This is a genomic window from Moorena sp. SIO3A2 (genome assembly GCF_010672265.1).
Lineage (GTDB): Bacteria > Cyanobacteriota > Cyanobacteriia > Cyanobacteriales > Coleofasciculaceae > Moorena > Moorena producens.
This window is the reverse complement of record NZ_JAAHHC010000053.1, coordinates 25,497-40,647: the sequence shown is the minus strand read 5'-3', so window position 1 is coordinate 40,647 and position 15,151 is coordinate 25,497. Positions and strand designations below refer to the sequence as shown.

The window sequence follows — 15,151 nt, the reverse complement described above, 5'->3', positions numbered from 1 at the left end:
CTGTTGCTATTCCGTCGCCGCCTATGTGTAGTTCTCCTGGTACTCCTATTGGTACTGGTTGTAAGTTGGCATCCAGAATATATACTTGAGTGTTAGATATTGGCCGACCTATAGGTACTGATTTTTCGATATTACTATCCCCCTTGACTGGGAAACAGCAGGTGAATGTCGTGTTTTCTGTTGGTCCGTAACCGTTGATTAGTTTACATCCAGGCAGTTTTTCTACTACTTTCTGTACATGGGTGACAGATAATATGTCTCCTCCTGCTAATAATTGCTTTACTGGTTTTAAGCTTTCTAGTTGCTCTTCTACCATTAGTTGGAATAGTCCTGCACTCAGCCATAGGGTCGTGACTTGGTTTTCCCTGATTGCTGCTCCTATTTCTTCTAGGGAGGGTTGATGGGGTGGCATTACAACTAGAGTGCCTCCGTTGAGCAGACTGCCCCAAATTTCTAATGTCGCTGCATCGAAGGATATGGGTGCTAATTGTAGGAATATGTCTTCTTCTGTGAAGTTAATATAGTTGGTATTTTTTACCAGTCGTACTACTCCTTGATGTCTGATGTTCACTCCCTTGGGTAGACCAGTCGAGCCGGAGGTATACATCATGTATGCCTGATGCTCTGATGTTATTGATACTTTTAGGTTTTCTGAAGTTGCTGTGTTTGGTATATCTGCTTCCAGACATATTACTTGATTTGTTGTTTGAGGTAGATGATGTTGCCATTTTTCTTGAGTCAAGATGATGGGTAGTTGAGCATCTTCTACCATGTAATTGAGACGGGAAGTTGGATAATTTGGGTCTAATGGCACATAAGCTGCTCCGGCTTTGAGTATGGAGAGTACACCTACTACCATCTCTACTGAACGCTCTACACATATTCCCACTAGAGTTTCTGGTTTGACTCCCAAGGTTTGCAAGTGGTGGGCTAGTTGATTAGCTTTGCAATTTAATTCAAAGTAGGTCAGCTTTTGCTCTTCAAATACTACTGCTATGGCATCTGGTGTTTTCTCTACCTGCTCTTCAAATAACTGATGGATACATTTGTCTGTGGGGTAATCTGTTTTGGTATTGTTCCACTCCACCAGTATTTGGTCTATTTCTGCCTCTTTCATTAATGGCAACTGGCTAATAGGTTGCTCTGGTGTCTCAACCAATGCTGATAGCAAGTTTTGATAATGTAATAGTACCCGTTGAATCGTTTCAGCTTCAAACAAGTCTCGGTTATAGGCACAGAATCCTTTGATTTCTTCTCCTTCTTGCCACAGGTGTAATTCCATGTCCATCCGCACTGTCATGCGATCGCCCATCCATTGCTCCAGACCTAACTCTAACTCTAAGTTGGGCAAACTGAAGGATGGACTCATTGCTTCACCCTGCTGCACAGCAAACGCTACTTTAAATAAAGGATTTTGCGATAGGGATCGTTCTGGTTGCAACTCTTCTACTAATTTCTCAAAGGGCAGGTCTTGGTGAGCATAAGCTTCTAAAGCTGTCTGTCTCACTCTGTTTAATACCTCTTGGAAACTTGGTTCCCCTCCCAGGTCTGTGTACATAACCAGAGAGTTAACAAAGAAACCAATCAATCCTTCTATTTCACTATAATTGCGGTTAGCTATGGGCGAACCCACAGCGATACCTTCTTGACCACTGTAACGATATAGTAATACCTTGAAGGCTGCCAACAGGGTCATAAATAGGGTGGCTCCCTGCTTTTGAGTCAGTTGTTGAATTTTTGATGTCAGTGCTGCTGATATGTTGATCGGTATACCTGCTCCATTAAAAGTTTCAACTGCGGGTCGGGGATGGTCTGTGGGTAGTTGTAGTTGAGGTAAGTCAAGGAGCTTTTGCTTCCAGTAGTTGAGTTGGCTAGAGAGGGTTTCACCTTGTAAGTAGTTCTTTTGCCAAACTGCAAAGTCGGCATATTGTATTGGTAGTGGGGGTAATGGAGATGATTGGTCTGCCAGTGTGGCAGTGTAAATAGCCGAGAGTTCTTTGGGTAATACTGTCAGTGACCAGCCATCACTAGCGATGTGATGTAATGTAATTTGCAGTATGTGTTCTGTTGTTCCTAGTTGAAACAACTGAGCCCGTATGGGGGGGTCTACTTCTAGATTGAATGAAAGTTCATTTTCTTGTTGGAGTAGTTGTTGGAGTTTCGTAGTAGCTTCTGATGGTGTTAACCCACTTAGGTCTTTTCTGGGTAGTTCTAATTCAAAGGGGGGTTGAATTATTTGTACTGGTGTGCCGTTGATTTCACTGAAAGTGGTTCTCAGGGTTTCATGGCGAGCGATGATTTGGTTAAGACTTTTTTGTAGGGCTGCATAGTCCAATTGCCCTACCAGATGTAGGGTTAATGGCATATTGTAGGCGTTGCTACTCAAAGCCATTTTTTCAATAAACCATAGCCTTTGTTGTGCATAGGATAATGGTGGGGGGTTGCCATTTCGCTCAATAGGCTTAATTAAGTTTTCATTGAATTCTCTCTTTAAATTAGCTTGTTGTAAAAAAGTAATAATTTCTTGCTTACGAGCACTTAGTTGAATGCGTATCTCTGATGTCAATACTCCTTCTGGAGCATTACAGCGCAAGCGTTCATCTTCAACCCATAATTTGACATCTTGACTAGCGAGTTCCTCTAAAAATTTCTCTAATGTTTTCACAGTTGGATTTCCTCCCGTTTTTCTTGATTATTAGAAGCAGTTTGTAGTCGTTTTGCTAGAGATCGGTTTATATTATTATCTATAGCTTCAATGTCAGTGCTTAATTGAGCGATAGTAGGATTTTCAAATAGCTTACTTACAGATAACTCCAGATTAAAAGTATTTCGCACCCGAGACACAACTTGAGTTGCCATCAAAGAATGCCCTCCCAAATCAAAGAAGTTATCGTGTATTCCCACCTGTTCTATACCCAACACTTCTGCCCAAATTTCTGCTAATACCTTCTGTGTCTCTGTCTGGGGAGCTACATACTCCGTTGACACACTACTGGCCACATCCGGTACAGGCAATGCCTTACGGTCTACCTTACCGTTAGGAGTCAGAGGCAGTTGTGACAACACCATCAACCCCGATGGCACCATATACTCTGGCAATTTCGACTCCAGATACTCTCTCAACTGCGGTATCAGTTCCTTTCTCAACTGGGAACTCAACGGATTATTCCCATAATTGACCCAGTTACTTGCTACCACCGATTTTTGAGTTAGGGGTGTTAACACTATCCCTTCTTTGGCTAAGGAACTGCGCACAAATACCCCATCCATCAATTCTGGACTTCCCTGAGCAGACCAACACAACTCTAAGCTATACCCTAAAGATGCACTTAGTTCATATAACCTCTCTGGGTCGATGCTCTTGGTTTCCTTTGACTCTAAAAACTGCCTCAACTGCTGTACATTCTGTTTTGATTCTGGCTGTGATAGCAACTCTACCAACTCTACATCATTAGCTACTCTGCCATTGACTAAACCACTAAAGCAAATTGATTCTGGCCCTTTGGATCGCAGATAAGTTTCTATCTGTTGAACACTCAGATCCGCTCCACTTTCTACAGTCGGTGTTATTACTGTTCCTGGTTGTGCCTCTATATGCAACAGTACGCTATACCTATATTTATTAAGTTCATTGTGTTCTGTTCCCCTCTGTAAACGGATTTGTACATGAGTTATTTCTGGATGTTTTTCTTTCAGAGCTACAAACAACTCTGGTGAGACTAACAACTCGGTCTCCTGCTCCATTTTTATGTCTATTTTTGACTTGAGTTGTTGTCTCGACAGTGAGGGAGTTGCTTGATACAGTTGCACCGAAGAGTGAAAGGCTTTCATTAATGGCCTACTCCGGATATCCCCTAAGAAAATCATCCCTCCTGGTTTGACTACCCTGATACTTTCTTCTATTACTTGCAACAGATACTCCACACTCGGGAAATACTGGACTATGGAAGAAAGCAATACGGCATCGAAACTGTTATCTGCCACATCAGCCATATCTTCAGCTCGTTTCTGTGCTAAGGAGACATGACTATATTTGTCTGGTTGCTGTTCTATTTGTTGTTTGATGTATTCTAATGAGACCTTGGAGATGTCTGTGCCTAAATATTTTTGTGTTTGCGGTGCGATTTGAAATAACAGCATTCCTGTGCCACAACCGATTTCCCACACACTCTCTGGTTTCTGGGCTAATACTTGAGTGACAATATCCCCTGCCCAGATGCGCATTTGCTCTACTGGTATGGCTTGGTTGTCGTAGTTGCTAATCCATCCTCTAGTGTTGAATAGGGGGTCAGTTACTTCACTGAGCTGGTCATAGATTTGTTGGTTGAATATGTCTTGCCAACTATCTACTTGGGTTTCTGATAGTTCTCGGTTGGAGGTGGTTGTGGTTTGGGTTTCTGGTACTATGTATGCTACTAAACGTTTATCTCCTGGGTTGTCTTCTCTTGCTAATACTACCGTTTCTTTAACGATGGGATATGAATTGAGAACTGCTTCTATTTCTCCGGTTTCGATGCGATATCCCCGGATTTTTACTTGGTGGTCTATTCTACCCAAGAATTCGATGTTGCCATCCCCTAAGTAGCGAGCCAAATCCCCCGTCTTATATAGTTTTGACTTTTGACTCTCTTGGTGCGCATTTCCTTGCGTCTTGCGCCGACGCGGGGTCGCACCGCTTTTGACTTTTGAATTATCAAAAGGGTTAGGAATAAATTTTTCGGCTGTGAGTTCGGGGCGGTTGTGGTAGCCTGTTGCTAAACCATCTCCTCCAATGTGTAATTCTCCAGGCACTCCTATGGGCACTGGTTGTAAATTTGAGTCCAGGATGTATACCTGGGTGTTGGATATTGGCTTGCCTATGGGTACTGATTTTTCTAGATTACTATCAGCTTTGACTGGGAAACAGCAGGTGAATGTGGTATTTTCTGTTGGCCCGTAACCGTTGAGCAATTTACATCCTGGCAGTTTTTCTACTACTTTCTGCACATGGGTTACTGATAATATGTCTCCTCCTGCTAATAGTTGCTTTACTGGTTTTAAGTTTTCTAGTTGCTCTTCTACCATCAGTTGAAATAACCCTGCTGTCAGCCATAGGGTCGTGACTTGGTTTTCCCTAATTGCTGCTCCTATTTCTGCTAGGGAGGGTTGATGGGGAGGCATTACTGCTAGGGTTCCTCCGTTAACCAGACTGCCCCAAATTTCCAGTGTAGCTGCATCAAAGGATATGGGTGCTAATTGTAGGAATATGTCTTCTTCTGTGAGCTTAATATAGTTGGTATTTTTTACCAGTCGCACTACTCCTTGATGTCTGATGTTCACTCCCTTGGGTAGACCAGTGGAGCCGGAGGTATACATCATGTATGCCTGATGCTCTGATGTTATTGATACTGTTAGGTTTTCTGAACTTGCTGTATTTGGTTGCTCTCGGTCCAGACATATTACTTGAGCTGCTGTTTGAGGTAGATGATGTTGCCATTTTTCTTGAGTCAAGATGATGGATAGTTGTGCATCTTCTACCATGTAATTGATCCGCGAAGTTGGATAATTCGGGTCTAATGGCACATAAGCTCCTCCGGCTTTGAGTATGGCTAATAAACCTACTACCATCTCTGCTGAACGCTCTATACATATTCCCACTAGGGTTTCTGGAACTACTCCCAATTTTTGCAAGTAATGGGCTAGTTGATTAGCTTTGCTATTTAATTGGGAATAGGTCAGCTTTTGCTCTTCAAATACTACTGCTACTGCATCTGGGGTTTTCTCTACCTGCTCTTCAAATAACTGATGGATACATTTGTGATTTGGGTAATCTGTTGTTGTATTGTTCCATTCTACCAGTATTTGGTCTAACTCTGACTCTGTCATTAATGGTAGTGCTGTTACTCTCTGTTGCGGATCATTCACTATCCCTTCTAACAAGTTCTGGAAATGACCAGCCATTCTGGCAATAGTTTGCTCATCAAATAAGTCAGCATTGTATTTTAATAACCCAACCAGATATGAGTCCTCTTCAACCATTTCCAGGAATAAATCATATTGACTTTCATACTGATCGAATACAAATGGTTCTACTTCAAGTCCTCCCCAATTCATCAAGGTTGTTTTGCTGCTAAAAAACACCTTTTGCACATCTTGAGATTCCAGGAATTTTTGTAGTACAAAGCAAGCCTGAAAAAGAGGAGAACGACTGGAGTCACGTTCTACCTGTAACTTCTCTACCAATAAAGAAAAGGGATAATCTTGATGAGCTAGTGCTCCCAGGACTGTCTGGCGTACTTGATAGAGGAAATCTCTAAAAGAGAGATTCCCTGACAAATCTGCTCTCATCACTACTGAGTCCACGAAGTAACCAACAATAGAAGCAAACTCCGCTTTTGTTCTACCAGATGTAGGCGATCCTACCAAGATATCCTCTTGACCTGTGTAACGATACAGAAGCACTTGAAAAGCAGCCAACAGAATCATATAAAGAGTTGCCCCCTCTGTTTGAGCTAGTTCCTTCAGTTGTTCAGTCAGCTTTTCAGATAACTTGAAGGGGTAACTGCCCCCATTATCAGTCTGTATAGGGGGTCGTGGTCTGTCTGTAGGCAAATTCAATACAGGTAATTCCCCGCCCAATTTTTGTTGCCAATAGTTCCATAGTTGTTCTCCTTCTTGTCCTTCTACTAACTCTTTTTGCCAACTAACATAATCTTGATAAGAATGCTTTAGTGGTAGTAGGGATGCCTCAAGCCCATTTAGTTGAGCTTGGTAGAGTTGTGGCAGCTCTTTGGTAATTAAGTCGCATGACCAACCATCTAAAGCAATGTGGTGTATTGTCAATAACATAATATGGTCTTGCTCAGAACAAGTGAACCACCTAACTCGCATCACTGGTTCTGTTTCTAGGTTAAAAGGATGTCTGTGAGCTGCAACTACCTTTTTATTTAACTCCTCTTCACTCCAACTAGAAGCATCTATCTGTAATAAGTCTAACGCTTGATGTTGATGTAGTTGTTGGATTGGTTGTTCGCCCAACTTCGGGAATGTACTCCGTAGTAGCGGATGCCTTTCCCTTAGAGCTTGAAAAACCTGTTGCCAAATAGTTATATCTACCTTAGAGTAGATCCGAACCGAAAATGACACATTATAATTATGATTCTGGGGTGATAGCTGCCACAAAAACCAGAGACCTTTTTGACCATAAGAGAGGGGATGGACTTGGAATCTATCTGGATTTTCCTTTAGTAACTGTAAGATTTCTGATTTGTACTGCTTTAGTTGGGCAATAACATCAGTGGTCAGTACTTCTTGGGAACCTCCAGTTTTTAATTTGCCTCCATCAGTCCATAATTTAAGACCTTTGATAGAAAGGTCTTGTAAGAATTCAATTAAGTTCATAGTTCTACCTCTATCCAGTTTTTTTCCTTGATGTTATCTGTGCGATCGCTTTGATTCAGTTGTTGATTTAGTTGATTTGAGAGATCAGCAATGGTGATTCCTTCCATAAATTTTGTAATTGGAACATCCACTTCTAGCTCACTTTGAATTTGATTTCTTAGCTCAATTGACATTAGAGAGTCCAGTCCCATTTTATTTAGAGGTTTGTGTATATCGATGAGATTATTTTTCATGGCTAATACTCGAACTGCTTTATCTTCGATATAAGCAATTAATATCTTTTCTCGTTCCATGAAGGAAACTGATTTTAAGTGTTCTAAAATGCTATTATCCTTAGTAACTGTTGAAGTAGTTGTTTCCGACCAATCCGCCAAAAACGGCCACTGTGCCACTCTCTCCTGCCAGCCTGACCACTCAATAGGCACCACCCCTACTTCCACATCCGAACCACTCATCAATAGCTCTAGAGACTCTAACACCTGAGTCGGAGATATTGCACCCATCCCCTGCTTACTTAACCTCACATCTGCACCCCGTTCGGCTGCCTCTCCTACTTGAGAAACGGCTCCCCAATGAATGCTCAATCCCGGTAATCCCTGAGCGCGACGATAATGGGCTAAACCATCAAGGAAAGCATTAGCTGCAGAATGATTTCCCTGACCAGGCGAACCCAACAGAGATGCTGCTGAAGAAAACAGCACAAAAAAGTCCAATGGTTGATTTTGAGTCAATTGATGCAAGTGCCAAGCACCTTGGACTTTCGGTGCCATCACCTGCTCAAAACTAGACCAACTCTGGTTTTGTAGCACTCCATCTGATAACATCCCCGCCGAATGAATCACTCCTGCTAAGGGTCTGTTTAACTCCTCAATTCTCTTCCACACCTCTGTGATCGATTTCCGATCAGACACATCGGCCTTTTCCACTACCACTTCCGCTCCTGCCATTTCTAACTCTGTTATTTTTTTCCTAATAGCATCATCCGGTGAACGGCGTCCTAACAATACCAAATGTTTAGCTCCCTTTGACACCATCCAATTTGCTACCAGTAAACCCAAACCTCCCATACCTCCTGTAATCAAGTAGCTAGCTCCAGAACGGAAACTTAAAGGCTTTTGAGTCCTAGCATCAGCAAGTTGTGTTTGAGTCACCACAATCTTGCCTATATGTTTGGCTTGCTGCATATAACGGAAGGCATCAATGACTTCCTCTATGGGAAATACCTTTATTGGTGGTGGTTGTAGTAAACCGTTGCTCAACTTATCTTTCAACCCTTGCAACATAGAATTGATTAATCCCGGTTGCTCTATTGACTCTTTGACTAAATCCACCACAAAATAAGATACATCCGGTCTGAGAGCTGCTACTTGGCTTGAATCCCATACTCCTCGCTTGGCGATTTCCACAAACCGACCACTCTGAGTTACCACTGACATACTCTTACTAATAAATTCCCCAGAAGTCAGAGAGTTAAGTACAATATCCACTCCTTGACCTTGAGTTATTTCCATCACTTGGTCAGCAAATTCATAGGTTCGGGAATTCATAATATGTTTGACTCCCATATCTCGTAGAGCTTCCCATTTGGGAGGACTTGCAGTTGCCAAGACTTCGGCTCCTGCTTCCATTGCAATCTGCACCGCAGCCATTCCAGTACCTCCTGCTGCTGCATGAATAAGGATGCGATCGCCAGCCTTAATCTTGGCCACATGATGCAAAGCATAATAAGCTGTTAAAAAATTAGCTGGAATAGATGCTGCTTCTTCAAAGCTCAGATTTTCTGGCTTGATAACTACATAGGTAGCATCAACAGTTACATACTGACTAAAGCTGCCGTGAGCCATAGCCATAACTGTATCCCCTACATGAAAGCCTGTGACTTTTGACCCTACAGCTACTACTTCACCCGCACACTCTCCACCAAAACTGTCCATCTCTACTAAGTGTTTTTGAGACATTCCATCCACTTGCTGAGGGACTAATCCTAATGCAGATACTACATCTAGAAAATTCAATCCTGTTGCCTTAACTCTAATTTCTACTTCCCCTGCTCCTGGCGAACGTCTAGTAACTGGCTCTAAGACTAAGTTATCTAAACTACCCTTCTCGGAACTTCCTAGTTTGAATGGTTGTGATGGCACCAACTGTTGTGCCACTGGTTGCCGATGATGACTAGCCACCAACCGAGCTACATAACGACCATCTCCACGCCATGCCACCTGGTCTTCGGAATCCTCCGACCAGATTTCATTAAAGAGTGCATCAGCTTGACCCTCTATAGTCTCCTCTGGGTCTAAATCTATACGAGTACAGTTCAATTCTGGATGTTCCAAGCTAATCACTTTGCCCATTCCCCACACCGAAGATTGGGCTACTCCTGGTATGACCGGATGATTTGACGACACCGCTTGAGCACCACTCGTCACTAACCATAATCGAGGTACAATGGATAACCCTGCTTTTACCAATGCTTGTACTAAAGATAGAGTTGTGCCACACCCTAGCTTAGACAAACTTCCTAACTCCTCAGAATTAACAGTTTGCCCCACTCCGGCTTCCGTCGTCCAACATTGTACTACTCCATATAATGATGGTGATTTCCCTGCTACTGTCTCTATTACTTCCTCAAAATCTTCAAGGTTGTTGGGATTAATGGTAAATTCTGCGGGAGCTATCTGTTGATACTTTTCTCCAGCAAACACTAAAGTACAAACCTCTCCCACTGAGTTCAGTTGCCTTGCTAACTGTTTACCTATTCCCTCTTTGTCTGCTAGTATCAACCAACTCTTAGAACCATCATTCGTTTGTTCTAACTTCGTTTGAGAGCTTTGAGCTACAATTACCGTTTGCCCTGACAATGTTTCTGCCATTCCCTCCACTTCTGGCATGGTGACTACTTCGGTAAAATCTGTTTCTCTCAACACCTTTTGCCATTGGTCTCTACTCAGCAAAGGATAATCTGGTCGTAATTCATAATCATTGAATTTCCACCATCCTTCTAACAGTCCAAATACTAAATCTAACCATCGTTGAGCAGTTGTTACTTCTAACAACACTAACATTCCCCCATCTGCTAATAGTTCTCGCACATGGGATAATGTCTGCTTCATAATTGTGGTTGCATGGAGGACATTGGCTGCAATAATTATATCATATTGATTAGCCTCAAATCCTTGACTTTTCGGATCTACTTCTATGTCTAAGGTTTGATAGCTAATGAATTGATAATCCTGGAATTTATCTTGGGCTTTTGCTGTAAATAATGCCCCTATATCGGTGAATATATATTCGGTTTGCTGGGGATTTAGATGAGGCAGGATATAGCTGGTCGTCCCTCCTGTTCCCGCTCCGATTTCCAACAACCGTATGCCTCGGCTTTTAGGTAATTTTTCTATAGCCTTGGTGATGGATTTTTCTACTATTGTGTTCATCACTTTAGCTACTGTTGACTCTTCATAAAGTTGAGTCGCTGTGGTCAAATCTCCTTGGGGGAAAACTAACTGAACTGGGTCTATTGCTCCTCGTAATACCCCACTTAATTGACTTGCACAACGTTCCAGTAGTGTCAATGTTGCTGCTTCTTCTGGATATTGATTCTGTAAACTCTGGCTTTTTTCAGTAGGCTTGACTTGAGCTAAGGTTTGTTCCACTTGCCACTGCTGCTGATTATAATTGAGTATTCCCACCTCTGTTAATATTTGTAGCAGACGCTTAAACAGTTGTCTCTGACTGGGAACTATGCCTAATTTTTTGACTGCTGCATCAAATTCAAAGCTTTCTGTTGGTTTGTATGACCAACCCATTTCGTGCAATGCTTGTACTATATAATCTACAGTTAATTCTTCTAAGCTTGTTTCAATAGACCCTGTTCTTTTCTGATCTACTTGAGTTACTAATTCTGTCAGAGTTGGAGCTAATTTTTGGGCAATTTCTACAGGAGGTCTCAGGAAATCTGGAGGGAGTAGTTTACCTAAAATACCTTGGCTTCTCCACTCTACTTCATACAACCAATTTTCTATTGATTCGGTTTCTGTTCCCAGTAGGGTCTGTTTAGTTGCTAGTTTTAGTTGTAAACCTTTGAGGTTGGCAATTATTTCTCCTGAAGGAGTTACTATGGTGACAAGAGTCGTTAAACTTTCTGGAGTTTTCACTTCGGGACTGGTTACTGATGCGTAGGCCCATAGACTCAGCCCGGGATTCTTATATAGTTTGAATTCTTCTATTCCTACTGGCAGATAAGTTTGGTCACTATCTGTTGCTGGGAGTGCCTGAAATATTACTTGCAAGGCTGCATCTAATAGTGCTGGATGGAAATTATAGTCCCTTGTTTGTGTTATCAATTCTTCGGGGAGTTTGATATAAGCTAGTGCTTGGTTTGTACCCGACCACAATTCTTGAATGCCTTGAAAGCTATTTCCGTAGTCTATCCCTACTTGTTGACATTTTTGATAATGTTGTTTGACTTCTATTGCTTGATTAAATTCACTCTTGTATTTTTCTAGGTCAATTTTTGTCTGAGTAGGGGGGGTTGACTCTTTTCTGATTTTTCCTGTGGTGTGGAGTCTCCACTCCTGTTGTTCTGGTTGAGAAAATATTTGAAACTTGTAGCTTTGGTTGTCTGTTGGGGTGAGTATGGTTTGGGCATTTGTCAATTCTCCTGCTGGTAGTATCCATCCTCTACCTATGGTTAGGTCTTCTATTACTATCTGGGGTGTTTTTAATTGGTGATTTCCTGCTGCTATTGCTATTTCTAGGTAGCCGGTTGTGGGAAATAGTGCTTGATTAAATACTCGGTGGTGGCTGAGATAATTGGGTGATTTTTCTCCTATTTGTGATGCAAATATTTGTTGTTCCCCTGCACAATTTAGCTTTTGACCTAATAGGGGATGGAGGTTTTCCCCTTTTGAAAATTGCTGTTTAGGCCAGAAGTTGTTGTTGGTTTCTATCCAATAACGTTCCCGTTGGAATGGATAAGTCGGCAATGCTACTTTCTGACGACTATAGTCAGAGTCAAACCCTGACCAATCTATTTTGGCTCCTTTTACATACAATTGTCCTAAGCTAGAGAGCATTTGTTGCCATTCATCCACTCCTGGACGTAATGATGGTAACCATACTCCTACATCTTCTGGTACACATTGACGTCCCATCCCCAGTAATATTGGTTTGGGTCCAATTTCTAGGAACAGTTTGCAACCCTCTTGATACGTATTTTTCAGGCTCTGGGCAAAGCTCACTGGTTGCTGGACATGGTTAACCCAATATTCAGCAGAAGTGATCTCATCACCTACCAGTTTGCCAGTGACATTAGAAATAAGTTTGATTCGAGGCTTGTTATAAGTGACTTGTTTGGCTATAGTTTCAAACTTGGCCAACATTGGCTCCATCAAAGGAGAATGGAAAGCGTGGGATACCTGTAACTGTTTAGTCTTAACTCCCATTACTTCTAGTTTACTACAAATACTTGCGATCGCTTCACTCTCACCAGAAATCACTATACTTTCTGGCCCATTGATGGCAGCAATGCTGACAGCGGACTTCTCCAACCCCTCTTGGGAACTATAGTCCGCGATCGCCTTTTTGACCCGCTCCTCCGATGCCAACAACGATACCATCTTGCCACCAGCAGGCAACTGCTGCATTAACCTGCCACGCATGGCAATTAACTTCAAACCATCTTCAAGACTGAAAACTCCTGCAATACAAGCTGCCACATATTCTCCCACACTGTGGCCCATCACCACATTTGGTTTAATGCCCCAAGAAAACCATAACTTGGCTAAGGCATATTCAATAGCAAATAGAGCCGGTTGGGTATAAGCAGTTTGGTCTAGCAAAGAAGAACTTGAGTTTTGTGCTTCTTGAGGATAAAGTACTTCTAAAAGCGAATGTTCCAAATACGGACGTAGGATTTCATCACATTGATCTAACCCTTGACGAAAAGTAGGTTGACTTTCATACAATTGCCGTCCCATATTTACATACTGGGAACCTTGACCGGTGAAAAGGAAGGCGACTTTAGGACGCTTGCGACCAATCTTTTGACCCTTGAAAACTCCTGGTGTTTCCTCTCTTTCTGCGGTAGCCTTTAATTGTTCCTGTAACTGCTCTGTTGATTTGGTGACAACAGCGAGGCGATATTTGAAATGCGTACGCCCCACATTGGCTGTATAACAAACATCTCCTATTGCCAATTCTGAATGTTTTTTCAAGTGGTGCTCATAACCGGTCACTAACTGCTCTAGAGCTTCTTCCGTTTTCGCTGAGAGCGTAAGCAGATTTACTGGACGTTCTAACCGTTTTTCTTCCGTGTTCCCTATTAAGAGTTCTTTGTTCTCTACTTCTGCCAACACCACATGGGAGTTAGTGCCACCAAAACCAAAGGAACTCACACCTGCGTACGCTGGCATTGATTTTTCTGGCCAAGGTGTCAGAGTTTCCTGTACTCGCAATGGTATTTCGTCAAACTTGATATAAGGATTCGGCTCAGTGAAATTTAGACTTGGTGGAATCTGGCGATAGTGAAGTGACAGCGCCACTTTAATTAATCCGGCAATACCTGCTGGTGCTTCTAAATGTCCGATATTGGTTTTAGCTGAACCGACTGCACAGTAGTCACCAGGAGCACGACCAACAGAAAGCACTGCTCCTAAGGCTTTCATCTCCATCGGGTCTCCCAGTTTTGTCCCAGTCCCGTGAGCTTCTATATACTGAACCTGACCTGGTGAAACTCCTGCATTTTTGTACGCTGCCCGTAACACCGCTTCCTGTGCCAAGGGATTGGGGGCTGTCAGTCCGTTGCTGTATCCATCTTGGTTAACTGCGCTTCCCTTGACTAAGGCATAGATGCGGTCTCTGTTAGCCAGGGCAAGAGATAGTGGTTTCAGTATCACTAACCCTGCACCCTCACTGCGGACATAACCATCAGCTTTGGCATCAAAGGTTTTACACCTACCGTCAGCAGCCATAAATCCTCCTTGGGCATAGGCTACTGACATCCACGGCGATGTCACCATATGTACGCCTCCCACCAAAGCTAGGCTAGATTCTCCACTCCACAGGCTTTGACAAGCTAAGTGTACTGCTACCAGGGATGAAGAACAGGCAGTATCTATGGCCATGCTCGGTCCATGGAAGTCGAAAAAGTATGAGAGGCGATTGGCGTTAATACAATTTAAGTTACCTGTGCCTGTATAGGTACTAAAGTTACTGGGATTTTGGGCGATGAGTTCGTAGTAGTCGAAGCTTGATACCCCCATGAATACCCCTGTGGGTGTACCTGCCAATTCTTCTGGTGGTTGTCCAGCGTCTTCTAAAGCTTCCCAAGCTAGTTCCAGCAATAGCCGTTGTTGGGGATCCATTGTTTGGGTTTCTCGGGGAGAAATACCAAAAAAATTCGGGTCAAATCGATCTACTTGCTCTAGAAAGCCACCCCACCGACTGTTCGTTTTCCCTGGCTTGGAGATGTCGGCGTCATAAAATAATTCGTTATCCCACCGAGAAGCTGGCACTTCGGTAATTGCGTCTATACCATTACACAGTAATTCCCAGAATTCTTCGGGATTTTTAGCTCCTGGGAAACGACATCCCATTCCTATTATTGCTATTGGTTCTTTATTCATTGGTATTTAACTATTTTATTCTCGAATTTGTTATTTACATAAATTATTTTAAAATTATTTGTTTAAAATTTAGTTTTGGTTTATAGCTCTATGTATCCCCCAAAATTATTTTAACTAATTATTTGATTTTTTTTTCAGACTTAATATTA

Annotated in this window: 3 protein-coding genes; all 3 read right to left on the bottom strand. The window is 42.4% G+C overall.

Going from position 1 to position 15,151, the window contains the following annotated elements; all coding sequences use genetic code 11:
• Nucleotides 1–2,665: non-ribosomal peptide synthetase (locus F6K64_RS32410; protein ID WP_287267541.1), on the bottom strand; the 2,665-nt coding region annotated here is incomplete at its 3' end.
• Nucleotides 2,662–7,380 carry a non-ribosomal peptide synthetase gene (locus tag F6K64_RS32405; protein ID WP_287267540.1) on the bottom strand — a complete coding sequence of 1,573 codons (4,719 nt, stop codon included), beginning with the start codon at nucleotides 7,378–7,380 and terminating at the stop codon, nucleotides 2,662–2,664. The genes F6K64_RS32405 and F6K64_RS32410, both read right to left, overlap by 4 nt.
• Nucleotides 7,377–15,002, bottom strand: a complete 7,626-nt coding sequence (locus tag F6K64_RS32400; protein WP_287267539.1) for a type I polyketide synthase — start codon at nucleotides 15,000–15,002, stop codon at nucleotides 7,377–7,379. The genes F6K64_RS32405 and F6K64_RS32400 overlap by 4 nt, the downstream gene beginning before the upstream one ends.
• Nucleotides 15,003–15,151: the final 149 nt, after the last annotated feature.